The sequence below is a fragment of the Stenotrophomonas sp. EMP41 genome, from assembly GCF_047495535.1.
In the GTDB taxonomy this organism is placed as follows: Bacteria; Pseudomonadota; Gammaproteobacteria; order Xanthomonadales; family Xanthomonadaceae; genus Stenotrophomonas; species Stenotrophomonas sepilia.
The window spans coordinates 2,635,689-2,661,587 of the sequence record NZ_CP179923.1; the positions used below are offsets into that span (position 1 = coordinate 2,635,689).

21 protein-coding genes are annotated in these 25,899 nt (G+C 65.3%); 11 read left to right on the top strand and 10 right to left on the bottom strand.

The window, feature by feature from the left end:
- Window positions 1–17: 17 nt before the first annotated feature.
- The 4 genes from ACMGRF_RS12190 to prmB form a co-directional block, all read right to left on the bottom strand.
- The gene (locus ACMGRF_RS12190; protein ID WP_019660602.1) at window positions 18–1,046 is read right to left on the bottom strand and encodes an aspartate-semialdehyde dehydrogenase; all 1,029 of its coding nucleotides are present in this window, start codon (window positions 1,044–1,046) and stop codon (window positions 18–20) included.
- 89 nt (window positions 1,047–1,135) lie between these two features.
- Complete coding sequence (locus ACMGRF_RS12195) at window positions 1,136–2,173, bottom strand: 2-hydroxyacid dehydrogenase (RefSeq protein WP_100478521.1); 1,038 nt, start codon at window positions 2,171–2,173, stop codon at window positions 1,136–1,138.
- Window positions 2,166–3,269, bottom strand: coding sequence for a chorismate synthase (gene aroC / locus ACMGRF_RS12200; protein ID WP_049414726.1), 1,104 nt, complete (start codon window positions 3,267–3,269; stop codon window positions 2,166–2,168). The genes ACMGRF_RS12195 and aroC overlap by 8 nt, the downstream gene beginning before the upstream one ends.
- The gene (gene prmB / locus ACMGRF_RS12205) at window positions 3,266–4,195 is read right to left on the bottom strand and encodes a 50S ribosomal protein L3 N(5)-glutamine methyltransferase (RefSeq protein ID WP_049414727.1); all 930 of its coding nucleotides are present in this window, start codon (window positions 4,193–4,195) and stop codon (window positions 3,266–3,268) included. The genes aroC and prmB overlap by 4 nt, the downstream gene beginning before the upstream one ends.
- Window positions 4,196–4,317: 122 nt before the next feature.
- Between prmB and ACMGRF_RS12210 the strand changes: the two genes are divergently transcribed.
- Both ACMGRF_RS12210 and asd read left to right on the top strand, forming a co-directional pair.
- Window positions 4,318–4,968 carry an SCO family protein gene (locus ACMGRF_RS12210; RefSeq protein ID WP_049440828.1) on the top strand — a complete coding sequence of 217 codons (651 nt, stop codon included), beginning with the start codon at window positions 4,318–4,320 and terminating at the stop codon, window positions 4,966–4,968.
- Window positions 4,965–5,807 carry an archaetidylserine decarboxylase gene (gene asd / locus ACMGRF_RS12215; protein WP_134709029.1) on the top strand — a complete coding sequence of 281 codons (843 nt, stop codon included), beginning with the start codon at window positions 4,965–4,967 and terminating at the stop codon, window positions 5,805–5,807. The genes ACMGRF_RS12210 and asd overlap by 4 nt, the downstream gene beginning before the upstream one ends.
- Before the next feature lie 109 nt (window positions 5,808–5,916).
- Here the strand turns inward: asd and ACMGRF_RS12220 are convergent, their stop codons facing one another.
- Both ACMGRF_RS12220 and ACMGRF_RS12225 read right to left on the bottom strand, forming a co-directional pair.
- Window positions 5,917–6,264 carry a ribonuclease E inhibitor RraB gene (locus tag ACMGRF_RS12220; protein WP_099485961.1) on the bottom strand — a complete coding sequence of 116 codons (348 nt, stop codon included), beginning with the start codon at window positions 6,262–6,264 and terminating at the stop codon, window positions 5,917–5,919.
- A gap of 23 nt (window positions 6,265–6,287) precedes the next feature.
- Window positions 6,288–7,898 (bottom strand): transglycosylase SLT domain-containing protein, encoded by a 1,611-nt coding sequence (locus tag ACMGRF_RS12225; protein WP_049414734.1) that lies wholly within the window; start codon window positions 7,896–7,898, stop codon window positions 6,288–6,290.
- A gap of 122 nt (window positions 7,899–8,020) precedes the next feature.
- On the opposite strand from ACMGRF_RS12225, the gene ACMGRF_RS12230 reads away from it, so the two are divergent.
- Complete coding sequence (locus ACMGRF_RS12230) at window positions 8,021–9,526, top strand: helicase HerA-like domain-containing protein (RefSeq protein WP_414485247.1); 1,506 nt, start codon at window positions 8,021–8,023, stop codon at window positions 9,524–9,526.
- Window positions 9,527–9,652: 126 nt separating this feature from the next.
- Window positions 9,653–10,159, top strand: a complete 507-nt coding sequence (gene greB / locus ACMGRF_RS12235; protein WP_005418006.1) for a transcription elongation factor GreB — start codon at window positions 9,653–9,655, stop codon at window positions 10,157–10,159.
- A gap of 86 nt (window positions 10,160–10,245) precedes the next feature.
- Here greB and ACMGRF_RS12240 read toward each other — a convergent pair whose 3' ends face one another.
- Both ACMGRF_RS12240 and rimO read right to left on the bottom strand, forming a co-directional pair.
- Complete coding sequence (locus tag ACMGRF_RS12240) at window positions 10,246–11,070, bottom strand: DUF3025 domain-containing protein (RefSeq protein ID WP_414485248.1); 825 nt, start codon at window positions 11,068–11,070, stop codon at window positions 10,246–10,248.
- Complete coding sequence (gene rimO / locus ACMGRF_RS12245; protein WP_099496210.1) at window positions 11,067–12,428, bottom strand: 30S ribosomal protein S12 methylthiotransferase RimO; 1,362 nt, start codon at window positions 12,426–12,428, stop codon at window positions 11,067–11,069. The genes ACMGRF_RS12240 and rimO overlap by 4 nt, the downstream gene beginning before the upstream one ends.
- Window positions 12,429–12,634: 206 nt before the next feature.
- Between rimO and ACMGRF_RS12250 the strand changes: the two genes are divergently transcribed.
- From ACMGRF_RS12250 to ACMGRF_RS12260, 3 genes are read left to right on the top strand one after another with little or no spacing between them, the layout of a single operon-like run.
- Window positions 12,635–13,306: a dienelactone hydrolase family protein gene (locus tag ACMGRF_RS12250; protein WP_049414745.1), complete on the top strand. Its 672-nt coding sequence runs from the start codon at window positions 12,635–12,637 to the stop codon at window positions 13,304–13,306.
- The gene (locus ACMGRF_RS12255) at window positions 13,303–13,725 is read left to right on the top strand and encodes an HIT domain-containing protein (RefSeq protein WP_049414742.1); all 423 of its coding nucleotides are present in this window, start codon (window positions 13,303–13,305) and stop codon (window positions 13,723–13,725) included. Before ACMGRF_RS12250 ends, ACMGRF_RS12255 begins: the two co-directional genes overlap by 4 nt.
- A 15-nt stretch (window positions 13,726–13,740) precedes the next feature.
- Window positions 13,741–13,908, top strand: a complete 168-nt coding sequence (locus ACMGRF_RS12260) for a LiaI-LiaF-like domain-containing protein (RefSeq protein WP_414485249.1) — start codon at window positions 13,741–13,743, stop codon at window positions 13,906–13,908.
- 106 nt (window positions 13,909–14,014) lie between these two features.
- On the opposite strand, the gene dcd is transcribed toward ACMGRF_RS12260, so the two are convergent.
- Both dcd and apbC read right to left on the bottom strand, forming a co-directional pair.
- Entirely contained in the window at window positions 14,015–14,587 is a 573-nt protein-coding gene (dcd, locus tag ACMGRF_RS12265) for a dCTP deaminase (RefSeq protein ID WP_005418012.1), read from the bottom strand.
- A gap of 80 nt (window positions 14,588–14,667) precedes the next feature.
- On the bottom strand, window positions 14,668–15,522 hold the full coding sequence (gene apbC / locus ACMGRF_RS12270) for an iron-sulfur cluster carrier protein ApbC (protein WP_049414747.1): 855 nt from the start codon (window positions 15,520–15,522) through the stop codon (window positions 14,668–14,670).
- A 214-nt stretch (window positions 15,523–15,736) separates the two neighbouring features.
- On the opposite strand from apbC, the gene ACMGRF_RS12275 reads away from it, so the two are divergent.
- From ACMGRF_RS12275 to ACMGRF_RS12290, 4 genes are all read left to right on the top strand, one after another.
- Complete coding sequence (locus tag ACMGRF_RS12275; protein ID WP_049436234.1) at window positions 15,737–18,526, top strand: TonB-dependent receptor plug domain-containing protein; 2,790 nt, start codon at window positions 15,737–15,739, stop codon at window positions 18,524–18,526.
- A gap of 418 nt (window positions 18,527–18,944) precedes the next feature.
- Window positions 18,945–21,752: a TonB-dependent receptor domain-containing protein gene (locus ACMGRF_RS12280; RefSeq protein ID WP_049459580.1), complete on the top strand. Its 2,808-nt coding sequence runs from the start codon at window positions 18,945–18,947 to the stop codon at window positions 21,750–21,752.
- Between the two features lie 396 nt (window positions 21,753–22,148).
- Window positions 22,149–22,403 carry a hypothetical protein gene (locus ACMGRF_RS12285; RefSeq protein WP_312548507.1) on the top strand — a complete coding sequence of 85 codons (255 nt, stop codon included), beginning with the start codon at window positions 22,149–22,151 and terminating at the stop codon, window positions 22,401–22,403.
- Between the two features lie 384 nt (window positions 22,404–22,787).
- Window positions 22,788–25,772, top strand: coding sequence for a TonB-dependent receptor domain-containing protein (locus tag ACMGRF_RS12290; RefSeq protein ID WP_049417119.1), 2,985 nt, complete (start codon window positions 22,788–22,790; stop codon window positions 25,770–25,772).
- Window positions 25,773–25,899: the final 127 nt, after the last annotated feature.

The window sequence follows — 25,899 nt, forward strand, 5'->3', positions numbered from 1 at the left end:
TGAGGCAACCGCTGTGATCAGCGCTGTTCGGCGGCGACCAGCTCGGCCAGCTGCACGGCGTTCAGGGCAGCGCCCTTGCGCACGTTGTCCGACACGATCCACAGGTTCAGGCCACGCGGGTGCGACAGGTCCTCGCGGATACGGCCGACATACACCGCATCGGTCCCCGAAGCATGGGTAACCGGAGTCGGATAACCACCGGCCTCGTGACGATCCACCACTTCGATGCCCGGCGACTGCTCCAGCAGCGCGCGCGCTTCAGCGACGGTGACCTTGTCGCGCGTCTCGATCGCCACCGACTCGGAGTGGCCGTAGAACACCGGCACGCGCACCGCGGTCGGGTTCACCAGGATGCTGTCGTCACCCAGGATCTTGCGGGTTTCCCAGATCAGCTTCATCTCTTCCTTGGTGAAGCCATTGTCCTGGAAGTCATCGATGTGCGGGATCAGGTTGAAGGCGATCTGCACCGGGAAGCGCTGCGGATCGATCTCCTGGAAGCTGAGCAGCTGGCCGGTCTGCTTGCCCAGTTCCTCCATCGCCGAGCGGCCACCGCCGGACACCGACTGGTAGGTGGACACATTGATGCGTTCGATACCGTACTTGCGGTGCAGCGGCGCCAGCGCCACCAGCATCTGCATGGTCGAGCAGTTCGGGTTGGCGATGATGCCGCGCGGACGGTTGGCGACCTGCTCCGGGTTGACCTCGGACACCACCAGCGGCACGTCATCGTCGTAACGGAAGGCCGAGGAGTTGTCGATCACCACCGCACCGGCGGCGGCGAACTTCGGTGCGTATTCCTTGGACACGCTGCCGCCAGCCGAGAACAGCGCGATCTCGACACCGGTCGGATCGAAGGTGGCCAGGTCCTGGACCTTGACCTTCTGGCCGTTGAATTCGATCTCGCCGCCGGCCGAACGCTCGGAGGCGAGGACGCTCAGGGTGCCGACCGGGAAATCACGCTCGGCCAGGATCGACAACATGGTCTCGCCAACGGCGCCGGTGGCACCGACGACGGCGACGTGGAAACTGCGCTGTGCATTGCTCATGGGGAACTCTCACGAAAACGGGAATGGGGGAAATCACGCACGACAGCTGGGTTCGGGGAACCTCCTCAAGCGGGGCGCGCGGAGGTTCCCTATCGTTTCCCGGTTTTTTTGCCCAGCGTCACGCGCGCGGCCATCGCCGCGTCAGCGTTGATCGCGCTCGGCATCCGCGACGGGCCGCTGTCCAGGCCGAGCCCGGCAGCCAGATTATCCACGGCCAGCTGTACCATCGCCGTGCGCGTGGCCAGCGAGGCGCTGCCGATATGCGGAGTGAGCACCACGTTGCGCAGCGCCAGCAGCTCCGGGCGCACCGTCGGCTCGCCCTCGTACACATCCAGGCCGGCGGCCGCCAGGTGGCCGTTGGCCAGTGCGTCGGCCAGCGCCAGTTCGTCGACGATGCCGCCGCGGGCGATGTTCACCAGGGTTGCCGTCGGCTTCATCTTCGCCAGCGCAGCCGCATCGATGATGTGATGCGAGGCCGGCGTGTAGGGCAGCACCGTGACCAGATGGTCGGACTGTGCCAGCAGTGTATCCAGGTCCACGTAGGTCGCGCTGAGCGACGCCTCGGTATCGGCCGACAACCGTGAACGGTTGTGGTACAGCACCTTCATGCCGAAACCGTGCGCGCCGCGGCGGGCGATGCCCTGGCCGATGCGGCCCATGCCAAGGATGCCCAGCGTGCTGCCATGGACATCCGCGCCCAGCATGGTCTGGAACGACCACTGCTGCCACTGCCCTTCACGCAGCCAGCGCTCGGACTCGGTGATCCGGCGCGCGGTTGCCATCATCAGGGCAAAACCGAAATCGGCGGTGGTTTCGCTCAGCACGTCCGGCGTGTTGCTGGCGAGGATGCCGGCCGCGCTGAGCGCGTCGACATCCAGGTTGTTGTAGCCGACGCCGACGTTGGCGATCACCTGCAGCTGCGTGGCCGCCGCCACCTGGGCCGCACCGATACGCTCGTTGAGGGTGATGATCGCGCCGTCGGCGCTGGCCAGCTGTGCGGCGATCTGGTCCGGCGACCAGGCGGTGACGGTGTCGGTGCTGCGCAACTGCACGCGATCGCGCAGCGGCGCGATGGCCGCCTCGATCAGCGGCTGGCTCACCCACACGGTCGGCCGCGTGTCAGCCATCGATCTGCCCGGGAATGCGCGGGGTGATCGTGCCGACATCGCCGCACTGCGCGCGATGGCGCAGCGCCTGGTCCATCAGCACCAGCGCCACCATCGCCTCGGCGATGGGCGTGGCGCGGATGCCGACGCAGGGATCGTGGCGTCCGGTGGTGATCACCTCGACCACGTTGCCGGCCGTATCCAGCGACGGGCCCGGCAGGCGCAGGCTGGAAGTCGGCTTCAGGGCGATCGACGCAACGACCGGCTGGCCGGTGGAGATGCCACCGAGGATGCCGCCGGCATGGTTGCTGGCGAAGCCCTGCGGGGTCAGCAGGTCGCGGTGTTCAGTGCCCTTCTGCGCGGCGCTGGCGAAACCGTCGCCGATCTCCACGCCCTTCACCGCATTGATGCTCATCAGCGCAGCGGCCAGTTCGCCATCAAGCTTGCCGTAGATCGGCTCACCCCAGCCCGGCGGCACGTTGTCGGCGACCACGTCCACGCGCGCACCGACCGAATCACCGGACTTGCGCAGCGCATCCATGTACGCCTCGAGTTCCGGCACCTGTGCGGCGTGCGGCCAGAAGAACGGATTGTCTTCCACCGCCGACCAGTCGAAACCGGCCGGGGTGATGTCGCCCAGCTGCGACAGGTAGCCACGCACGGTGACGCCGAAACGCTCGGCCAGCCACTTCTTGGCGACCACGCCAGCGGCCACGCGCATGGTGGTCTCGCGTGCCGAGGAACGGCCACCACCGCGCGGATCGCGAATGCCGTACTTGTGCCAGTAACTGTAGTCGGCATGGCCCGGGCGGAACTGCTGGCCGATGTTGGCGTAGTCCTTGCTGCGCTGGTCGGTGTTGCGGATCAGCAGCGCGATCGGGGTGCCGGTGGTCAGGCCCTCGTATACGCCGGACAGGATCTCGACCTCGTCGGCCTCGCGACGCGCGGAAGTGTGCCGGCTCTTGCCGGTCGCACGGCGCTGCAGGTCGTGGGCGAATTCGGCCGCGTCCAGCGCCAGCCCCGGAGGGCAGCCATCGATCACGCAGCCGATGGCCGGCCCGTGCGACTCGCCGAACGTGGTGACGGTGAACAGCTTGCCGAACGAATTGGAGCTCACGGGCGCTGCGCCGCCAGTTCGGTGATGCGTGCGCTGTGGGCGATCAGCTCGCGGCATTCGACCGCGAAGATGCCCATCTGGCCGACCTTGAATTCGATCCAGGAAAAATCGACTTCCGGCAGCAGCTTGACCAGATGCTGTTCGGACTCACCCACTTCACAGATCAGCAGACCGTCTTCGCTCAGGTGCAGCGGGGCGTCGCGCAGGATCTTCAACACCAGGTCCAGGCCATCATCACCGGCACGCAGGCCCATTTCCGGCTCGTAGGAATATTCCTGCGGCAGGGCATCAGTCTCGTCGTTGGTGACGTACGGCGGGTTGGTGACGATCAGGTCGTAGTGGCGGCCGGTCAGGCCATTGAACAGGTCCGACTTGATCAGGGTGACGTTGTGCGCCTGCAGGCGCTCCTTGTTCTCCTCGGCCAGCGACAGTGCGTCGTCACTCAGGTCGACGCCGTCCACTTCCCAGTTCGGGTAGTAGTGGCCCATGGCGATGGCGATGCAGCCCGAACCGGTGCAAAGGTCCAGCGCACGGCTGACATCGCGGCCGGCCAGCCACGGCTCGAAGCCGCATTCGATCAGTTCGGCGATCGGCGAGCGCGGCACCAGCGCGCGCGCGTCGCTCTTGAAGCTCAGGCCGGCGAACCAGGCCTCACCGGTCAGGTAGGCGGCCGGGATGCGTTCATCGATGCGACGCTGGAACAGCTCCAGCACGCGCAACTTTTCGGCCTGCAGCAGGCGTGCCTGGCCGTAGGCCGGACCGAGGTCGTGCGGCAGGTGCAGGCTGTGCAGCACCAGCTGGGTGGCCTCGTCCAGCGCATTGTCGTAGCTGTGCCCGAAGGTCAGCCCGGCTTCGTTGAAACGGCTGGTGCCGTAGCGGATCAGATCGATGATCGTATGGAGTTCGGCGGCCGTTTCAGCGGTCATGGCGGTACTGCGGGCAAAGTGGCCCCCGATTATAGGGGCTGGCGCCCGCGGCGGCATCCGTTGCGGCGGAAACGATCGGGCCGCAGCCGGTATGATGGAGCCCATTTCGCGCGGGAGCCCCCATGTTCAATCGCAACGCCGGCATCATCCTGCTGATCGCCCTGGCCGCGGGGCTCGGCCTGCTCGCCGCCCAGCAGGTGTTCGCGCCGAAGCCGCCGGCCAACGCCCCGGCCACCGAAGCGATCACCCTGTACCCGCAGCCGCGTGAACTGCCCGACTTCAACCTGGCCCAGTCCGACGGCACTCGCCTGATCCCGGGCGAGCTGAAGGGCCACTGGACCCTGGTGTTCCTGGGCTTCACCTTCTGCCCGGACGTCTGCCCGACCACCCTGGCCGAGCTGGCCGGCGCGCAGAACCAGTGGGAAGCCCTGCCCGACAGCCTGCGCCCACGCGTGCTGTTCATCTCGGTCGACCCGGACCGCGACAGCGCCACCCGCCTCGGCGAGTACGTGCACGGCTTCCACAAGGACACCCTGGCTGCCACCGCCGATATCCCCTCGCTCGAGCGCTTCGCCACCTCGCTGGGCTTCGTGTTCCAGAAAGTGCCGGGCAAGCATTTCGACGAGAACGCCGAGGATTACACCGTCGAGCATTCGGCCAGCCTGGCCGTGCTCGACCCGCAGGGCCGCCTTGCCGGCCTGGTGCGCCCTCCGTTCAACGCGCCGGCGATCGCCCGCGACCTGCACAAGCTGACCGAGAAAACCGCCCCATGAGCCTCACCACCGCCCTGACGTACGCCCTGCCCCATCGCCTGCTGTCCTCGATGGCACGCTCGCTGGCGTACTCGGACGATCCGCGCGTGTCGCGCTGGCTGATCGACACCGTCACCCGCAAGTTCAACGTCAACCTGGACGAAGCGGCCAACCCGGACCCGCGCAGCTATGCGACCTTCAACCAGTTCTTCACCCGCGCGTTGAAGCCGGGCGCCCGCGTGGCCGACGCCGATCCGCGCAGCCTGGTGATGCCGGCCGACGGCAGGATCAGCCAGCTCGGCAGGATCGAGGCCGGCCGCATCTTCCAGGCCAAGGGCCAGTCGTTCACTGCCGCCGAACTGCTGGGCAGCGCCGAGGATGCCAAGCCTTACAACGATGGCCTGTACGCCACCGTGTACCTGTCGCCGCGCGACTACCATCGCGTGCACATGCCGTGGACCGGCACCCTGCGTGAAACCGTGCACGTGCCAGGACGCCTGTTCAGTGTCGGTCCCGCAGCCGTCAACGGCGTACCGCGCCTGTTCGCACGCAACGAGCGCCTGGTTTGCCACTTCGACACCAGCTTCGGCCCGATGGCCAGCGTGATGGTCGGCGCGCTGCTGGTGTCCGGCGTGGAAACCGTGTGGAGCGGCGAGGAGATCCCGGCCTACGGCGACCGCATCACCCGCAAGGACTACCGCGGCCAGGGCATCAAGCTGGAGCGTTTCGCCGAGATGGCACGCTTCAATTACGGCTCGACCGTGGTGGTGCTGCTGCCGCCGGGCGTGGCCGAGTTCGCACCGCATCTGGATGCCGAGCATCCGGTGCAGCTGGGCCAGGCGCTGGCAAAGCTGCGCTGACCGTAGATCCACGCGATGCGTGGATGAATTCAACGGGATGCCGGCCAGCGGCCGGCACTACCGGGTCTGTAGAGCCGAGCATGGGCTCGGCTCTACAGACGCAGGACGATTACTGCAGGACCGGTGCCGGGCCGACGTCCATGCCGTCGTAGTCTTCCACGCCGTGCTCCGCGGCCAGCGCCGCGAATTCCTGGTTGCGGCGGTCCAGCGAGGCTTCGTCGTGGATTTCCACGCGCTCCACGTGCAGCACGTGGAACGGCGCGTCGCCCTCTTCCGGCTCCTGCTCGAAGAGTTCCACGAACGTGTAGCCCTGCGCCTGCAGGTGCTGGGCCAGCGCCCGCAGCGGCTCGGCACTGGCGTGGACGAAGAAATACCCCCACAGCAACGGGCCATTGATGTCCCAGTCGGTGTTCTCGCGGAGGTTGGCGAACAGGTTGCGGGTGGCTTCGAGGTCCATACGGATTCCAGTGGTCTTGGGAATTACTTGTCGCAGCCCTGCAGCTTCAGCGTCTGGCCCTGGCGCAGGCTGTAGGCCGGAGCCTTCAGGCCGTTGGCGCGGGCCAGGGTCGGCAGGTCGCACTGGAACTTCGCGGCGATGGCGCCCAGGGTCTCCCCCCGGCCCACCTTGTGGCTGCGCGCCGGCTTCGGCCGGGCGGCCGGCGCCGGGCGCGGTGCCGCCACTGCAGCCACCGGTGCGGTCGGCACGCTGGTGGATGCAGCCGCGTCGGCCACCGGCACCACGCCGCCCACCGCCACGCTGCCGGTATAGCTCGCCGCGGTCGGGCGCTTGATCGCCGCGTTGAGATCAGCGGTGATCAGCGTGCGGGCGAGGTCGGCACGCGGACCACTGACACAATTTCGCTGGTACAGGCCGGCGATGCGGGTGGTGGCGTTGATCAGCGTACCGGCCGGAATCCAGCCATCGGCTTCATAACGCGGGTTGAGGTTGCGCAGCGCGCGCATGTAACCATCACGGGTGCCGTGGCTGCCCAGGCAGATGGTCAGTTCGTAGATGGTGGTGGACTTGGCCAGCCGCAGCGTGGCCGGCTGCGCGCTGATCTTCGGGAACTCCACGCCGTACTGCTGCGGGTGCAGGAAGATCCAGGCCGCGGCGATCACCATCGGCACGTAGTCCTTGGTCTCGCCCGGGAACTGGTTGTAGACGCTGTCGGTCCAGAAGCTCTGCCCACCGCTCTGCTTGAACACGCGCGCAGCACGGCCTTCGCCACCGTTATAGGCGGCCACCGACATTTCCACGTTGTTGTTCAGTTCACGCAGACGCTCGTTGAGGTAGCTGGCGCTGGCCTCGGCGGCGCTGCGCGCGTCGAAGCGGGTATCGAAGCCGGTGCCGTCCGGGCCCAGGCCGAAACGGCGGCCGGTGGCTGGCATGAACTGCATCAGGCCGGCGGCGCCGGCGCGCGAGGAAGCATGCACACGGCCATTGGATTCCTTGGCCATGATCCCGAACAGCAGCGCCTCGGGCAGGCCACGCTTCTCCCACTCCGGCCACATCACCGCGCGCAGGTTCTGGTAATTCTCGTAGCTGGTCAGCAGCGCCGGGCGCATGTCGGTCAGCCAGCGGCGGATGCCGGCCTGCACCGCCGGGTTGTACTCGACCATCGTGTCGAAGGCGTGCCGCTTGTCGTTCAGCAGCGCGGCAGCGCGCGCGGCCTCGGGCACGTCGGCGGTGAGCGGGCCGATGTGGTCCGGGTCGGCTTCCAGGCGGTCACCGCCCTCGTCGGCCACGTCATCGCTGGCGGCGGCATCGGCGTCGTGCTTGAGCAGCCGCTTGTAGCTGGCCAGCAGGGTCCCCATCTGGCAGCCCTTCTGCTTGACGCAGTCGTTGAGGACATCTTCCATGTCCTCCAGCGCGGCATCGGCCTCGTTGCTGCCCTTGGGATCGGCGTTGGCGACCAGCAGCAGGGCATCGCCGTAGCGCTTTTCGGCGGCGGTCATGCGCTGCTGCAGCGCATCCACCTTCACCTTGTCCCGGGCCGAAACCCGCTGTGCGTAGGCGTCGGGCGCCAGGGAAACCAGGCCGGCCAGGGCCAGCAGCGGCCAACCGCGGGAAATCAGGACAGGAACGGGCATTGATGGCACTGTGTGCGAAACAGGCAGGCAGAGTAGCGGCGCCGCCAAGGTCCGGGCAAGCCGACCTTCGGACCGTCACTGCCGGCGGTTAACATTGGACTATTCATCACAAGGGCTGGACCATGGATCCGATTCTGCTCGGCAAAGGCATTACCGACGATATTGCCGTCACCCTGCTGCCGAAACTCGGCAACCGCCACGGTCTGGTGGCCGGCGCCACCGGTACCGGCAAGACCGTGACCCTGATGACCCTGGCCGAGGGCTTCTCGCGACGGGGCGTGCCGGTGTTCCTGGCCGATGTGAAGGGCGATGTCTCCGGCCTGGCCGTGCCCGGCAGCGGCGCCGAGAACCTGCTCCAGCGTGCCGCCGAGATCGGCGTGGCCGACTATGCGCCGGCCGCCAGCCCGACCCTTTTCTGGGATCTGTACGGCAAGCTGGGCCACCCGGTGCGCACCACGGTCAGCGAGATGGGCCCGACCCTGCTGGCGCGCATCCTCGAATTGAACGACACCCAGGCCGGGGTACTCGACATCGTATTCAAGTTGGCCGACGACCGCGGCCTGCTGCTGCTGGACATGGACGACCTGCGCGCCCTGCTCGGCCTGGTCGCCGAGGAGCGCAAGGACATTTCCACCGAGTACGGCCTGGTCAGTGCGCAGTCGATCGCGGCCATCCAGCGTTCGGTGCTGCGCCTGGCGCAGGACGGTGGCGAGAATTTCTTCGGCGAACCGGCGCTTGAACTGGCCGACATCATGCGGGTCAACCACGACGGCCGCGGCATGATCGGCATCCTCGCCGCCGACCAGCTGGTGCTCAAGCCCAGGCTTTATTCCACCTTCCTGCTGTGGCTGCTGTCGGAACTGTTCGAGCAGCTGCCGGAAGTGGGCGACCTGGACAAGCCGAAGCTGGTCTTCATCTTCGACGAGGCGCACCTGCTGTTCGATGATGCACCGCCGTCGCTGGTGCAGCGCATCGAGCAGGTGGTGCGCCTGATCCGTTCCAAGGGCGTGGGCGTGTACTTCTGCTCGCAGTTCCCCGACGACGTGCCGGGCAACATTCTCGGCCAGCTGGGCAATCGCGTGCAGCACGCACTGCGTGCGTTCACCCCGCGCGACCAGAAGGCGGTGAAAACCGCGGCCGAGACGTTCGTGCCGAATCCGAAGCTGGACGTGGCCAAGGTACTGAGCCAGCTCGGCACCGGCGAGGCGCTGGTATCCACGCTGCAGGACAAGGGCGTGCCGATGCCCGTGCAGCAGACGTTGATCGCGCCGCCGCGCTGCCGGATGGGCCCGATCACCGAGGCCGAGCGCGCACAGGTACGCGCCGGCAGCCCGGTCGGCAGCCGCTACGACACCGCGATCAACCGCGAATCGGCCGCCGAACTGCTGGCCCAGCGCGCGCAGAAGAGCATCGAGCAGGCACAGGCGCCGGCCGCGCGCAGCCGCGAGCAGGACGAAGCACAGGAGGGTGGTTTCGGCCAGGCCATCAAGGATGCGATCTTCGGCACCAAGCGCCGCCAGGGCATGATCGAAACCATGGCCAAGCAGACCACGCGCACTGTCGGCACCAAGCTGGGCAACCAGATCGTGCGCGGCATCCTCGGTGGCATCTTCGGCGGCAAGCGCTGATCTGCCACGGCCGGGGTCAGAGCCCTTTCCGCTGGAAAGGGATCTGACCCCAGGGTCGGATCCCTCCCGCCAGGGAGGGCTCCGACCCCGCTCCCCGTTCGTCATCCAGAAAAGAAGCCGTATTGCATGTCCCGTTGGCGTCCCCCCGCAGAAAAAAGCACCGCCCTGATCACCGCCTCCGGGCATGCGCGACTGAAGGCCGAACTGGATGAGCTATGGCGCGTGCGTCGCCCGGAGGTGGTGAAAGCGCTCGCCGCCGCTGCCGCAGAAGGCGACCGTTCCGAGAACGCCGAGTACACCTACCGCAAGAAGCAACTGGGCGAGATCGACCGCCGCGTGCGCTACCTGACCAAGCGGCTGGAATCGCTGCGCGTGGTCGATACCACGCCAACCGATCCGCTGGCAGTGTTCTTCGGCGCGTGGGTGGAACTGGAGAATGTGGACAGCGGCGACACCAGCCGCTATCGCATTGTCGGTCCGGATGAGACCGATGCGGGCCTGGGCTGGATCAGCATCGATTCCCCCCTGGCGCGTGCGCTGCTGAAGAAGCGGCTGGATGATGAGTTCTCGGTGGAGCTGCCTGGCGGGCAGTTCACCTTTGCGGTGATCGGGGTGGAGTACGAGCCTGTGTAGCGTCGAGCCATGCTCGACCTCGCTGTCCATGCGGAGCCGAGCCCATGTTCGGCTGATGCGCCGCGCAGCCGAGCATGGGCTCGGCTCTACAACGGCGGTGGGTATGTGCGCCCCGCACGCAACGGGCGGAAATAGTCGGCATTGCGATAGAAGGCGGAATCCTGCACGCCATGCCAGCCGGGAATACCGGCCAATGGCAACGGCCGCAGCTGCAGCGGATCGGTTACTGCCCTGCCCTCGGCGATGGCCGCGGTCACCGCGTCAACACAGGCCGCATCGGCATCGCTTTGCACCACCACGCACTTGCCCACCAGCAATCGCCCCGGCAGCAGCGCCTGCTCCATCAGCGCATGCCCGAACACCGCCACGATGGCGATGTCGCCGCTGTGCCAGCGCGTCGGCTCGAACACTGCAGGCCAGTCATGCCCATCCCATGCGCGCAGCACAGTGCCATCGCGCACACGCACGATCACGCCGGCTTCGTCGAACTGGGTCAAGGCGGCCTGCGCGCGGTTGCGCTGGCCGGGTGGCATCCCCTCGATATGCAGGCACTGCCGCACGTTGAGCGCTCGCTTCAGCTGCGGCTGTGAGGCCCACACCAGCGCATTGAACAGGTCGTGCCAGTTGCCGGCACGGGTGGCGATGCGTCCCTGCGCGATACGCACTTCGTAGTGCAGGCCATCGGCCAGCAGCGCGGCGTCCTGTTCAACCAGGCGCTTGCCAGGCACGGCCAGGCGTGCATCGAGCGCCGCGATGGACGGCCATGCGGTGCCGTCCAGCAGGTCACGGAAGTCCTGAAGCCCGGCAAACAACGGGTGCTCGAACCGCCGTGCAGCTACCGCCGCACGTGGCGGCGGTACGAAGCGCCGTGAACCGCCGCCGTTGCCGGTGGCGGCCGTCGCTGCGGTCACAGCACCTTGAGGTCGAACGCCGGACGGGGGGCGGCCGCCAGCGCGTCACCGTACAGGTCGTGCTCGTCGCTCTCGGTGATCTCCACGTCGACGAATTCGCCCACGCGCAGCGGCACCTGGTCGGCATTCTGGATGTGCACCAGGCCGTCGATCTCCGGGGCATCGGCCTTGGAGCGGGCCACGGCGATATCGCCTTCGATGGCGTCGACCAGGCACTGCTGCACGGTGCCGATCTTGGCTTCCAGGCGTGCGGCGGAAATCTGCGCCTGCTTCTCCATGAAGCGGGCCAGACGCTCCTGCTTCACCTCTTCCGGCACGGCGTCAGGCAACTCGTTGGCGGTGGCACCCTCGACCGGCGAGTAGGCGAACGCACCGACGCGATCCAGCTGCGCCTCGTCGAGGAACGACAGCAGTTCCTCGAACTCGGCTTCGGTCTCGCCCGGGAAGCCGACGATGAAGGTCGAACGCACAGTGATGTCCGGCGCGATACGGCGCCAGTTCTGCACGCGCTCCAGGGTCTTCTCCACCGCGCCGGGGCGCTTCATCAGGCGCAGGATGCGCGGGCTGGCATGCTGGAACGGGATGTCCAGGTACGGCAGGATGCGGTTCTCGGCCATCAGCGGCACCACTTCGTCCACGTGCGGATACGGGTAGACGTAGTGCATGCGCACCCATGCATCCAGCTCCGACAGGCCTTCGCACAGCGCCTTCAAACGGGTCTGGTAGGCCTTGTCGCGCCACATCTTTTCGGCGTACTTCACGTCCACGCCGTAGGCCGAGGTGTCCTGCGATACCACCAGCAGCTCGCGCACGCCGCCACGCACCAGGCGCTCGGCTTCACGCAGCACCTCGTCAACCGGGCGCGAGACCAGCTTGCCGCGCATCGACGGAATGATGCAGAAGCTGCATTTGTGGTTGCAGCCCTCGGAAATCTTCAGGTACGCGTAGTGCCGCGGAGTCAGCTTGATACCGTAGTCGGGCACCAGGTCCACGAACGGATCGTGCTTGGGCGGCAGTGCTTCATGCACCGCTTCCATCACGCTCTGGTAATCCTGCGGGCCGGACACCGCCAGCACGTTGGGGTACGCCTCGCGGATCTGCTCCGGGCGCTTGCCCAGGCAGCCGGTGACGATGACCTTGCCGTTCTGGTTCATCGCCTCGCCGATCGCGTCCAGCGACTCGGTCACCGCCGAATCGATGAAGCCACAGGTGTTGACCACCACCACGTCGGCCGAATCGTAGGACGGGACGATGTCGTAGCCTTCCGAGCGGAGCTGGGTGAGGATGCGCTCGGAATCGACGAGGGCCTTCGGGCAGCCAAGGCTGACGAAGCCGACTTTGGGGTTCAGCTGGGACATGGAAATCGCGGGACTCTGGGGGCCTGGGCCCCTGCCGCCATGGCAGGGGTTCCTGGGGGCCGGGGCCTGAAAGGGCGCCAGTATACCGGGGTTGGCGGCGTCGCTCTGAACGGCCAGCCGCCCGATCGCGCACAGCCACTGACACCGCGCTAACCCGCGCAGCAACGACAATGCAGCCCTGTCCCCTGCAACGAGAGTAGATGACGATGGCCGAATGGATCACCCTGGATACGCATCACGGCCCGGTACGGGCGTGGCAGGCCCTGCCGGAAGGCACCGCGCGCGGCGGCCTGGTGGTGGTGCAGGAAATCTTCGGCGCCAATCCGCATATCCGCAGCGTGGCCGAGCGCTTCGCGGCGGAAGGTTATGCGGTGCTGGCGCCCTCGTTCTTTGACCTGCTCGATGGCCCCGACGCCGATCCGGACGCGCTGCCCTACGACGCCGAAGGCGTGAAGCAGGGCCTGGAACGGGTCGGCGCGCTGGGCATGGAGCGGGCGCTGGAAGTGGTCCGCGCCGCGGCCACCCGGCTGGCCCCCTACGGCAAGGTCGGCACCGTCGGCTACTGCTGGGGCGGTACGGTGGCGATGCTGTCCGCAGTGCGCCTGGGGCTGCCGTCGGTCAGCTACTACGGCGCACGCAACGTCCAGTTCCTTGATGAGACACCCAAGGCGCCGGTGATCTTCCACTTCGGCGCCCAGGACCGCAGCATCCCGCCGGAAGCAGTGCAGGCCCACCGCGAGAAGCTGCCGCAGATGGCCACCTACGTCTATCCGGCCGATCATGCCTTCAACCGGGAGGTCGGACATGCGTATGATCCAGACAGCGCCGCCCTGGCGCTGCAACGCACCCTGGACTTCTTCTCGGAGCATCTTGGATGAGCGAATTCGAACTCGATTCACGCCTGGCCACCGATAGCGTGCTGGTGGCGGAAGGACCGTTGTCGCAAGTGCGACTGATGAACGACGAACGATTCCCCTGGCTGGTGCTGGTACCGCGCCTGGCCGGGGTCACCGAGTGGATCGAGCTGGACGGCGAGCAGCAGGACAAGCTGCGCACCGAGCTCAACCGCGCCTGCAAGGCCCTGAAGGGCTCCGACGGAGTGGAAAAGATCAACATCGGGGCGCTGGGCAATATCGTGCGCCAGCTGCACTTCCATGTGATCGGCCGCCATGACGGTGATCCGGCCTGGCCGGGCCCGGTCTGGGGCAGCGGCCCGGCGCACCGCTACGAGCCGGCGGCGCTGGACCAGCATGTCGCCTACTGGAAGGAACGGCTAGGATATCCGGCCCTGTCCTGAGCCTCCGCCGACCCGATGCGATTCAACCTCGTTGCCGCCGTCCTGCTGATCCTGATCGGCCTGTTCATGCTCGCCAGCAATCTCGGCTGGACGCACCTGAACCTGTCCAAGCTGCTGATGACCTGGTGGCCGGTGGCCCTGGTGGGTGTCGGCATCGCGATGCTGTTCGGTCGCGGCAAGTAAGGAAGGCGGCGCATTGCGCCGCCTTCCTTCATGTAGAGCCGAGCCATGCCCGGCGGCCCGGCATTGAAGCCGAGCATGGCTCGGCTCCACAAATCGCCTGCAATCTTCAGGTCCGCGGCAGGGTCACGCCGGTCTGGCCCTGGTACTTGCCGCCACGGTCGCGGTACGACGTCTCGCAGATGTCATCGGCGGCCGCCTGGAAGAACAGCATCTGCGCCACGCCTTCGTTGGCGTAGATGCGCGCCGGCAGCGGCGTGGTGTTGCTGAATTCCAGGGTGACGTGGCCTTCCCATTCCGGCTCCAGCGGCGTCACGTTGACGATGATGCCGCAGCGCGCGTAGGTGCTCTTGCCCAGGCACACCACCAGGGTATCGCGCGGAATGCGGAAGTACTCCACGGTACGCGCCAGCGCGAAGCTGTTCGGCGGGATGATGCACTCATCGCCGACGATATCCACGAAGCTGCCCGGATCGAAGTGCTTGGGATCGACGATCGTCGAGTTGATGTTGGTGAACACCTTGAACTCGCGCGAGCAGCGCACGTCATAACCATAGCTGGACGTGCCGTAGCTGACGATGCGCTGGCCGTTGGCCTGCTTGACCTGCCCGGCCTCGAACGGCTCGATCATGCCGTGCTGCTCGGACATGCGGCGGATCCAACGGTCACTCTTGATGCTCATGCTTTGTCCTGGGGGGATACGAGGGGGCGCGAGGATTCTAGCAGGGGGCCGGCCTGCGCCGGCGGCCCCTGCACCTGCACTTACAGCAGCGAGGACAGGATCGGGATCGAGGCCCGCGGGCGCTTGCCGACTTCCTCGATCAGGCGCTGCGCGGCATGGCGGTAGGCCTGGGCCGGTGCCGAATCCGGCTGGGCCACGGTGATCGGCGTGCCTGCATCGCCCTGCTCGCGGATGCCGATCTGCAGCGGCAGCGAGCCCAGCAGCGGCACGCCGTACTGCGCGGCCATGCGCTCGCCGCCGCCCTCGCCGAACAGGTGCTCGATGTGCCCGCAGCTGCTGCACGTGTGCACCGCCATGTTCTCGACGATGCCCAGCACCGGCACCTCGACCTTCTCGAACATCTTCAGCGCCTTCTTCGCATCCAGCGTGGCGATGTCCTGCGGCGTGGTGACGATCACCGCACCGGCCAGCGGAATCTTCTGGGTCAGGGTCAGCTGGATGTCACCCGTGCCCGGCGGCAGGTCGATCAGCAGGAAATCCAGGTCGTCCCACAGGGTATCGTTGAACAGCTGGGTCATCGCCGAGGTGGCCATCGGGCCGCGCCAGATCATCGGGGTGTCTTCTTCGATCAGGTAGCCGATCGACATGGTGTCCACGCCGAACGCACGCAGAGGCTCGATGCTCTTGTTGTCCGGGCTTTCCGGGCGGCCGGACAGCCCCAGCATGGCCGGCACGCTGGGGCCGTAGATGTCGGCGTCGAGCACGCCCACCCGCGCACCGAGCTGTTGCAGCGCCACGGCCAGGTTCACCGAGGTGGTGGACTTGCCGACGCCGCCCTTGCCCGAACCGACCGCGATGACATTGCGGATGCGGGCATGCGGCGCAAGTCCCTTCTGGACCTGGCTGGCATGGGGACGGCGGGGAGAACTGTTCACAACGAGCACCGGCGGAGTCAGGGGGATAACCCAACATCATACAAGCTGGACGTAACCTGACTGAAATTCAGGATTGCGACGGATTCGTGCACAGATTGTTAAGTTCATGTTACGTTCGATCAGCACTGTTTTGAGCTGCGGAGCCCGCTGTTCCGGCCCGCGCGATGGCGCATGCGCAGTGCCGTTTTTGTTTTTTGCTCTCCATTGGAACTACATGAAACACGTCAGCAATACCGCACGTCGCAACACGCTCGCCGTCGCCCTGATTTCCGCTCTGATGGCCGCCGCCCCGGCAATGGCCCAGGACAAGGCGACCAACCTGGACAAGATCACCGTCACCGGTTCGCTGATCCCGCAGACCCAGGTCGAAACCCAGACCCCGGTGATGTCCATCACCGCCGAAGACATCCAGACCCGCGGCTTCAGCAGTGTTGCTGAAGTGCTGCAGCAGTCATCGCTGACCACCGGCGGCCTGCAGGGTGGCCAGACCTCGGGTGCGTTCACCCAGGGCGCCGAAGCCGCCGGCATGTTCGGCCTGAATCCGGGCTACACCAAGTACCTGATCAACGGCCGCCCGATGCTCTCGTATCCGGCGCTGTACAACGGCAGCGAGTCGTTCAACAACATCAGCGGCATTCCGATCGACATCGTCGAGCGCATCGAAGTCCTGCCGGGCGGCCAGTCGTCGCTGTACGGCTCGGACGCGATCGCCGGCGTGGTCAACATCATCCTGAAGGAACGCATGGACGGCGGCACGATGTCGATCCGTGGCGGTACCTACACCGAAGGTGGTGGCAGCAACATCCGCTTCAGCGCCGCCAAGGGCTTCAACGCGTTCGACGACCGCTTCCACGCGCTGGTCAACGTGCAGATCGAGAACGGCAGCCCGATCTGGGGCTACCAGCGTGACATCACCAAGCAGAACAACCCGGTCGGTTACACCGCGCAGCTGCCGTCGAACGACTTTGCCGTCATCGGCAACGCCGACAACAAGCTGTACATGATGGACCCGACCCGCTGCGCCAACGTGGCAGGCCTCTACGACGGCACCACCACCGTCGGCAAGCGTGCATCGGGCGAATCCTGCGGCTCGGTGTACAGCGCCGGCTACAAGACCCTGAAGAACGGCAAGAACAGCGGCCAGTTCTACTCGTCGATGACCTTCGACGTGAACGACAACTTCCAGCTGTTCGCCGACGTGCTGTACAGCAAGGAAAAGACCGAGTTCACCTCCGGCTCCAGCGCCCTGTGGTGGGGTACCAAGTCGGTGATGGGCGGCTTCTACGACCAGGGCCTGGGCAAGGTCGTGAACCTGCAGCGCGCCTTCGCGCCGGAAGAAATCGGCCCGGGCCACTACAACAACATCCTGAACTCCGATGAGAGCCGTTCCTACCAGGTCACCCTGGGCGGCAAGGGCATGGTCGGCGACTGGGACTACAGCGCCAGCTTCACCCGCGGCGAATACCGTCTGGACCAGAACCGCTTCGCGCGCTGGAAGGACAAGATCGAAGGCTTCTTCGGCGACACCGTGCTGGGCCCGCGCCTGGGCACCACTGCTGATGGCTTCGGCATCTACAACCCGAACTACACCGCCTTCTACTCGCCGATCACGCCGGACCAGTTCGCCAGCTTCACCGGCTATGGCACCCACCGCAGCAAGACCTGGCAGAACCTGGGTCGCGTGCAGGTGACCAACGGTTCGCTGTTCTCCCTGCCGGGCGGCGACGCCGGCCTGGCCGTCGTGCTGGAAGGTGGCAGCGAGGGCTGGGACTACTCACCCGACCAGGCCTTCGTCGATGGCAACGCGTGGGGCGCCAGCGCCGTGGCCGGTGCCGGCCACCGCAGCAACTACGCGGTGACCAGCGAACTGCGCATGCCGGTGTTCGAGTCGCTGACCGTCAGCGCCTCGGGCCGCTATGACGCCTTCAAGATCGCCGACAAGACCGTCGACAAGGCCACCTACAGCATCGGCCTGGAATACCGTCCGGTGGAAAGCCTGCTGCTGCGCGGCAAGTACGGCACCGCATTCCGCGCGCCGACCCTGTCCGATGCCTTCCAGGGCATGAGCGGCTCGTTCGCCTCCGGCCAGAACGACTACTACCGCTGCAGCCAGATGGGTTACGCGCTGCGTGACGAAGCCTGCTCGTTCTACAAGACCACCTCGGTGTACAGCGAAAAGTCCGGCAACCCGGACCTGAAGCCGATCACCGCCGACGTGTGGAGCGCAGGCGTGGTGTGGGCCCCGGTGAGCAACTTCTCGCTGTCGGTCGACTACTACAACTGGAAGATCAAGAACGAGGTCAAGACCCTGAGCACCGACCAGCTGCTGCTGGCCGAGTACCAGTGCCACAACGGCCTGCCGAACAACACCTCGGCCAGCTGCCAGAACGTGACCGACTGGGTGACCCGCGACGCCGGTGGCAACCTGACCCGCGTTTACACTCCGAAGCTCAACGTGGCCAGCCAGAACCTGGAAGCGGTGACCGTCGGTGCCAAGTACCAGCAGGACCTGGGCCGCTTCGGTTCGCTGATGTTCTCCGGCAACTACACCAACATGCTGAAGCGTGAAGTGGTGGCCCTGCCGGGTGCGCAGAAGCTGGACCTGCTGAGCGATCCGTACAACATGTGGTACTACGACAACTTCGCCAAGGTACGCGGCGACGTGTCGGTGGGCTGGGCCATCTCCAAGTTCACCACCACCGTGTACGCCAACTACGTCGGCAGCACCCCGAACTACCTGGCCTACACCGGCCGCAGCTATGACTACGTCCACGCCTCCGGCGCCAAGGCCGGCAAGTGGGGCTCGTACACCACGTACAACATGAGCCTGAACTACCAGGCACAGGACGATCTGACCCTGTCGCTGATGGTCAACAACGTGTTCAACAAGCTGCCGGAAGGCCAGCGCTACAACTACCCGGGCAACGAATCGACCCCGTTCAACGACGGCTTCTACAGCGTCTACGGCCGTCAGATCTCGGCCCAGGTCAAGTACGACTTCTGATCCCGTCGTATTCCGGACGCCGTGTCTGGACCAGGCCCCGCTTCGGCGGGGCCTTTTTTTTAAGCACCACTGCGCCCCGCCCCCCTGTCCGGCCTATAGCAGAAAGTGTGATCCACAACGCATAAACATCCGGGTTACCGGGAACGCTGATCCAGGACAACGCATTGATCTACAAGGCATATCCGTCATGCTGACATGCTCCTTTGCACGTCGCCATCTTTTGAAACATGCCAAAACAAATCGCCTTATCCATTGATTCTGAAGCGTTTTTTCATCTCCCAACGGCACCTTGATGTGACAGGCCCGTGTTGGCAGCGTTAACGACGTGTTACGGTCGACCTGAATGGAGTCACACTGAACGAATTGTTAATGCGCAGGGAATGCGCCGCCAAGACATTGCTCACTACGGGGATCCACCATGTCTCGCCAACGTTCCACGCTCTCGCGCCACCCTCTGACCCTCGCCCTGCTCGGCACCCTCCTGGCCTCCGGCACTGCCCTGGCCCAGGACGGCAATGCGCCGACCCAGCTTGATCGTGTGACCGTCACCGGGTCGCTGATTCCTCAGACCGAGATCGAGAACCACACGCCCGTCCTGACCGTCACCGCCGAGGATATCCAGACCCGCGGTTTCACCAGCGTCGCCGATGTCCTGCAGCAGTCCTCGCTGTCCACGGGCGGCCTGCAGGGTGGCCAGACCTCCGCATCCTTCACCCAGGGCGCCGAAGCGGCGGGCATGTTCGGCCTCAGCCCGGGCTATACCAAGTACCTGATCAACGGCCGCCCGATGCTCTCGTATCCGGCGCTGTACAACGGCGGCGATACCTTCAACAACATCAGCGGCATCCCGATCGACATCGTCGAGCGCATCGAGATCCTGCCGGGTGGCCAGTCGTCGCTGTACGGCTCGGACGCGATCGCCGGCGTGGTCAACATCATCCTCAAGGAGCGCATGGATGGCGGCGTGCTCAACGTGCGCGGCGGTGCCTACAGCGAAGGTGGCGGCAACAGCTTCCGCTTCAGCGGCGCACGCGGTTTCAACTCCAAGGATGACCGCTTCAATGCACTGGTCAACGTGCAGTATGAGAAGACCAGCCCGATCTGGGGTTACCAGCGCGACCTGACCAAGGTCAACAACCCCGACGGTTACAGCCCGCAGTACGTCTCCAACGATTTCCTGGTGCTGCTGCCGGCCGCCAACAACCGCTACGCGATGATGGACCCGAACCGGTGCGCCAACGTGGCGGGCCAGTTCGACGGCACCACCGTGCTCGGTACCCGCCCGACCGGCCAGGCCTGCGGCTCGGTCTACGGCACCGGTTACAAGACCATCAAGAACGGCAAGGAAAGCGGGCAGATCTACAGCTCGGCCACCTTCGACGTGAACGACAATTTCCAGCTGTTCGGCGACGCGCTGTACAGCCTGGAGGAGGTCAAGTACGCCACCGGTTCCGGTTACACCTGGTGGGGCACCTCCTCGGGCTGGGGCCGCTTCTACGACCAGGCCAGCGGCCAGTACATGAACCTGCAGCGCGTGTTCGCGCCGGAGGACATCGGCGGCGGCGGTTACCGCGACATCATGAACACCGACCGCAACAAGGCCTACCAGGTCACCCTCGGCGGCCGCGGCACCGCAGGCAACTGGGACTACAGCCTCAGCTTCACCCGTGGCGAGTACAAGCTGACCGAGCGCAATTTCGTGCGCTGGAACGACCCGATCAACGACTACTTCGAGCAGCGCGTGCTGGGCCCGGTGCTGGGTACCACCAGCACCGGCTACAACATCTACAGCCCGAACTGGGAAGCGTTCTACGCACCGCTGCCCGCCGGTGACTTCCAGAGCTTCACCGGCTACAGCTACAGCGAAAGCCGCACCTGGCAGAACCTGGCCCGCGCCCAGGTCACCAATGGCTCGCTGTTCAAGCTGCCGGGTGGCGATGCCGGCTTCGCCGTGGTTCTGGAAGGCGGCAGTGAAGGCTGGGATTACACGCCCGACCCGGGCCTGATGGACGGCAGCGTGTGGGGGACCACCGCCGTATCCGGTGCCGGCCATCGCAGCAACTACGCGGTGACCACCGAACTGCGCATGCCGCTGCTGGAAACGCTGACCGTCACCGGCTCCGGCCGCTATGACGCCTTCAAGATCGGCAGCAACACCGTGGACAAGGCCACCTACAGCGTCGGCATCGAGTTCCGCCCGATCGAAAGCCTGTTGTTCCGTGGCAAGTACGGCACGGCGTTCCGCGCACCGACCCTGTCCGATGCCTTCCAGGGTCGCAGCGGTTACTACGCCAACGGCTCCACCGACTACTACCGCTGCGGCCAGCTGGGCTACGACCCGGCCAACACCACCGGCTGCCCGTACGACAGCGTCTCGGTGTTCGGCACCCGCTCGGGCAACCCCGACCTGGAGCCGATCACCGCCGACGTCTGGAATGCAGGCGTCGTGTGGGCACCGATCAACAACCTGTCGCTGTCGGTCGACTACTACAACTGGAAGATCAAGAACGAGGTCGATACGCTCAGCTCCGACCAGCTGCTGCTGGCCGAGTACTACTGCCGCAACGGCCAGTCCAACAACACTTCGGCCAGCTGCCAGAACGTCGATGACTGGATCACCCGTGATGCATCGGGCGTGCTCGACGAGATCTACACGCCGAAGATGAATGTCGCCCGCCAGAACCTGGAAGCACTGACCGCCAGCTTCAAGTACGTGCAGGACATCGGCCGCTTCGGTTCGCTGCAGTTCTCGGCCAACTACACCGACATGCTCAAGCGCAAGCTGCAGCCGCAGCCGGGTGACGAGTTCCTGGACCTGCTGCACGACCCGTATGCGATGTGGGTGTATGACTCGTACGCCAAGGTACGCGCGGACGGTTCGATCGGCTGGGCCAAGGACAACTGGACCACCACCCTGTATGCCAACTACATCGGCAAGACGCCGAATTACATGGCTTACGTGGGCAACGGCTATGACTACGTCCACAGCTCCGGCTACAAGGCAGGCAAGTGGGGTTCCTACACCACCTACAACCTGAGTGTGAACTACCGCGCGATGGAGAACCTGACCCTGTCGCTGATGGTCAACAACGTGTTCAACAAGATGCCGGACAACCAGCGCTACAGCTTCGCCGGCACCAGCGGCCAGCCGTACAACAACTACCTGTACAACGCCTACGGGCGCGCGATCTACGTGCAGGCCAAGTACGCGTTCGGCGTGAAGTAATCCCGCAACCGCAGCAACGGAAAAGCCCCGCCATGGCGGGGCTTTTTCGTGTCCGGCCTGAGCGGATGGAAGAACAGGCCCTGGTGGAACAGGGCCTGCCCATTCCCGGCCCCAGCGGAACTGGCACTTGGGCTCATCGAACGTATCCACGCGCTCCACGAACCGCACATCCGCGTTCGCCGCCTGACCACTATTCTTCGGCATGTAGCCGTAGAAATCGAGTGCAACTTGGCCGAATCGGCCCATATCCCCGTTGTAGAAACCTGTCGAACTCGGCCGACTGCTACAACTGCAAGATCGAGAACGAAGTTGATGCAGCCAGCATAGACCGGCTGCTGCTGGCCGAGTACTACTCCGCAAGGACTCGCCGAAGAGCTCCTCGCCCCCCGTCAGAACATGGCCGACTGGGTCGTACGCGATTCGGCCAGCAACCTGAGCTCGCTGTGCACCCCGAAAATGAGTATGGCCTGCCAAAACCTGCAGGGCCTTATCGTCGGCTTCACGTACTTGCAAGACATCGGCGGCTTCGGTTCGCTGCAGTTCTCGGACAACTACACCAACATGCTGAAGCATGAAGTGCAGGCGCAGCCGGGTGAGGACTTCCAGGACCTGCTGGGCAACCCGAAGTCGATTTGGAATTACGAAAGCTAAGCAAAGGCACGTTCCGACGCATCGGCGGCCTAGTCGCCAGCCAAGTGGACCGCCACGCTGTAGGCGAACTACGGCAGCTTCCTCCGCCCCGCTGATAAACACCCACTCCTGGACGGATGACACGCCTATTTGCGCAAAGTGCGCGTCTCACCACATTCAGCTTCGCGTCATCAAGTTGCCGCCGACAGATCACAATTGATATTAAATGATTGTATTTGTTGCACTTTCAGCTAGCTGCGAACTGGGCCTAGTACCATTTTGTGACATTTGTATGCATTTCTCGTTAAGGCCGTGTTAGGTTCCATGAACGACGCCCGTTATATGAACTTAGATGTAACGAACGGACGGAACAGCACGCTTCAATTCATTAGGGGACCCATAACGATGACGTACAACCGCCCACCTGGCCGTCACCCGCTCAGCAGCGCCCTGCTCGTCGGTCTGCTCGCCGTGGCCGCAGCACCTGCCTTCGCGCAGGAAGCCTCCTCCAACCCGATCGACCTCGATCGCGTCAGTGTGACCGGCTCGCGCATTGCGCGTACGGGCTTTGTGACCCCCTCGCCGGTCACGGCCATCACCGCCGAGGAGATTCGTGCCACCGGTGCGAACAACATCGGCGATCTGATGACGCGCCTGCCAGCGCTGACGCCGACCTACACGCTGGGCAACTCGACCCGCTTCATCGGCACCGCCGGCGTGGGTCTGATGGACCTGCGTGGCATGGGCACCTCGCGCACTCTGGTGCTGGTCAATGGCCGCCGCCACGTCGGCGCGACCTCGGGCTCCTCGGCCGTGGACGTCAACACCATCCCGGTGGAATGGATCGAGCGCGTGGAAGTGATCACCGGTGGTGCCTCGGCCGTGTACGGCGCCGACGCCGTGGCTGGCGTGGTCAACTTCATCATGAAGAAGTCCTTCGACGGCGCCGAAGTGCGCGGTCAGACCGGCATGGCCAGCGAAGGCGGCTTCAACCGCTCCTTCATCAGCGCCTCGGCCGGCACCGACTTCGCTGGTGGCCGCGGCAACGCCGCCGTCGCCCTTGAGTACAGCAAGCAGGACCGCTTCGTCCGCACCGACCGCGCCATCGGCAACGAGTTCTTGGTGTCGGTGCGCAACCCGAACTACGACAGCAGCAAGCCGTCCAGCGAAAGCAACCCGGAAACCGTGCTTGCAGGCCCGGGCGGCAACCACTCGATCTCCTTCGGCGGTACCTTCAACATCGGCACCTTCAACCCGAACAATCCGGCTACCTGGGGCAACCGATACCAGTTCAACCCGGATGGCACCTTCCGCAAGCAGCGCTATGACGGCACCGTGGTCAGCGCAACCAGCTGTGTGAACTGTGATTTCGCCGACCTGAACTCGGTTGCCGACCTGCAGCCGAAGTTCGACCGCAAGAGCATCAACACGGTCGTCAACTTCGACCTGACCGACAACCATCGCCTGTACTTCGAAGGCAAGTACACCGAAACCGAGTCGGACTTCCTGGCACAGCCGTCGTTCGACCAGACCTTGCGCATCCAGCGCGATAACGCTTACGTGTCGCCGGAATTGCGTGCACTGATGACCAGCGCCGGCCTGAGCCAGCTGACCCTGAGCCGCTTCAACGTCGACGCCGGCCAGCGTGGTGAGCACGTGGAGCGCAACACCCAGCGCTTTGTGCTGGGCATGGAAGGCAATCTGACCGAGAACTGGACCTACGACGTTTACGGCAACTGGGGCCAGAGCGAAGTCAAGCGCTGGAACCTCAACAACCGTATCAACGAGCGTTGGCAGGCTGGCCTGGATACCGTGGTCAACCCGGCCACTGGCCAGATCGTCTGCCGCACCACGCTGAACCCGAACGCGACCAACCCCAACAACGGCAACCGCGTGTACTCGCAGTTCGCCCGCGAAGGCTGCGTGCCGTTCTCGGTGTTCGGCAACGGCGCGGTGACCCAGGCCGCGCGTGACTGGATGAACGTCAATTCGTTCAACTACTCGCGCCTGCAGCAGTCGGTGTTCAGCGCATCGCTGGCCAACGGCTCGCTCTTCAGCCTGCCGGCCGGTGACGTCGGCGTGGCTGGTGGCGTTGAATACCGCCGCGAAAAGAGCCGCGAAATCACCGATCCGCTGGCCGCGCAGGGCCTGACCTTCCTCAACGCCATTCCCAACCGCATGGGCAAGTACGACGTGCGCGAGGCCTTCGTTGAAACCACCGTGCCGCTGCTGGCCGACATCCCGGGCATCTACAACCTGACCCTGGACGCCGCAGGCCGCTGGTCGGACTACAGCAGCATCGGCAAGACCACCACCTGGAAGGTGGGCCTGGACTGGACCATCATCCCGTCGCTGCGTGCCCGCGGCACCCTGTCGCAGGCGGTGCGCGCACCGAGCATCGGTGAGCTGTACAACCCGCAGAGCGAAAACTTCGCCACGGTCAACGACCCCTGCAACTACCTGGCCACCAACCCGAACCGCCCGAACACCGCAGCGGACCCGGCACTGCGCCAGGCCAACTGCTCGGCACTGGGCGTGCCGGTCGGCTGGGTCGACACCTACACTGCCACCCGCCCGGGCGTCAGCGGCGGCAATCCGGACCTGAAGCCGGAACGCGCACGCAGCTTCACCTATGGCCTGGTCTGGCAGCCTGATTTCCTGCAGGGCTTCGGCATGTCCGTCGACTACTGGTGGATCAGTCTGAAGGACGCCATTGGTGCGGTGACCGCGCAGACCAATGCAACCCGTTGCGTGGATTCGCCGGGGGGGATCAACAACAGCTTCTGCGGCTTCATCGAACGCGCACCGGTGGGCGGCAAGACCGATGCTGGCGGCCGCACCTTCCCGGAATACTCGATCAGCCGCTGGGTTGCGCTGAACGAAAACCTGGCCCGCTCGCGTCGCGTCGGCGTCGATCTGGAAATGGACTACCGCTTCAAGCTGGCCGAGGGTGACACCGTCATCCGCCTGGTGGGCACTCGTCTGCTGCAGTCGCGCGAGTGGGCCTTCCAGGCCTTCCCGAACGAGTACGACGAGAACGTCACCTGGGTGACCGATCCGCGCTGGCGCGGCCAGTTGCAGACCAAGTACTCGCTGGGCCAGTGGCGCGCGTCGTGGGACATGACCTACGTCGGCCCGAACCTGCGTGTGCAGCCGAAGAGCTACCAGGCCAACCCGGGACAGACCAGTCCGATCCGCAACGGCTCGTACACGTACCACAACTTCCAGTTCGGCTACCGCTTCCCGGGTGACAAGATCGACGTCTACCTGGGCATCGACAACGCCTTCGACAAGGACCCGCCGGTGAACTACTTCGGCTCCGATGTCGGTTCAGCGATGTACGACAACATCGGCCGTTACATGTATATGGGCGCCACGTACAAGTTCTGATCCATCCAGAACCGCAACACCCGACAGACCCGGCTTTTGCCGGGTCTGTCTTTTCCGGGCCACCAAGCGGCCCCCTTGCACCCGGCCATGACCTTCGACACCCTTGCAGGTCTGGCCGGCGGCGTAT

Coding starts and splice junctions, on each gene's coding strand:
- ACMGRF_RS12190 (WP_019660602.1), bottom strand. CDS start 1,046: ATGAGCAATGCACAGCGCAGTTTCCACGTCGCCGTCGTCGGTGCCACC.
- ACMGRF_RS12195 (WP_100478521.1), bottom strand. CDS start 2,173: ATGGCTGACACGCGGCCGACCGTGTGGGTGAGCCAGCCGCTGATCGAG.
- prmB (WP_049414727.1), bottom strand. CDS start 4,195: ATGACCGCTGAAACGGCCGCCGAACTCCATACGATCATCGATCTGATC.
- ACMGRF_RS12210 (WP_049440828.1), top strand. CDS start 4,318: ATGTTCAATCGCAACGCCGGCATCATCCTGCTGATCGCCCTGGCCGCG.
- asd (WP_134709029.1), top strand. CDS start 4,965: ATGAGCCTCACCACCGCCCTGACGTACGCCCTGCCCCATCGCCTGCTG.
- ACMGRF_RS12220 (WP_099485961.1), bottom strand. CDS start 6,264: ATGGACCTCGAAGCCACCCGCAACCTGTTCGCCAACCTCCGCGAGAAC.
- ACMGRF_RS12225 (WP_049414734.1), bottom strand. CDS start 7,898: ATGCCCGTTCCTGTCCTGATTTCCCGCGGTTGGCCGCTGCTGGCCCTG.
- ACMGRF_RS12230 (WP_414485247.1), top strand. CDS start 8,021: ATGGATCCGATTCTGCTCGGCAAAGGCATTACCGACGATATTGCCGTC.
- greB (WP_005418006.1), top strand. CDS start 9,653: ATGTCCCGTTGGCGTCCCCCCGCAGAAAAAAGCACCGCCCTGATCACC.
- rimO (WP_099496210.1), bottom strand. CDS start 12,428: ATGTCCCAGCTGAACCCCAAAGTCGGCTTCGTCAGCCTTGGCTGCCCG.
- ACMGRF_RS12250 (WP_049414745.1), top strand. CDS start 12,635: ATGGCCGAATGGATCACCCTGGATACGCATCACGGCCCGGTACGGGCG.
- ACMGRF_RS12255 (WP_049414742.1), top strand. CDS start 13,303: ATGAGCGAATTCGAACTCGATTCACGCCTGGCCACCGATAGCGTGCTG.
- ACMGRF_RS12260 (WP_414485249.1), top strand. CDS start 13,741: ATGCGATTCAACCTCGTTGCCGCCGTCCTGCTGATCCTGATCGGCCTG.
- dcd (WP_005418012.1), bottom strand. CDS start 14,587: ATGAGCATCAAGAGTGACCGTTGGATCCGCCGCATGTCCGAGCAGCAC.
- ACMGRF_RS12275 (WP_049436234.1), top strand. CDS start 15,737: ATGAAACACGTCAGCAATACCGCACGTCGCAACACGCTCGCCGTCGCC.
- ACMGRF_RS12280 (WP_049459580.1), top strand. CDS start 18,945: ATGTCTCGCCAACGTTCCACGCTCTCGCGCCACCCTCTGACCCTCGCC.
- ACMGRF_RS12285 (WP_312548507.1), top strand. CDS start 22,149: ATGGCCGACTGGGTCGTACGCGATTCGGCCAGCAACCTGAGCTCGCTG.
- ACMGRF_RS12290 (WP_049417119.1), top strand. CDS start 22,788: ATGACGTACAACCGCCCACCTGGCCGTCACCCGCTCAGCAGCGCCCTG.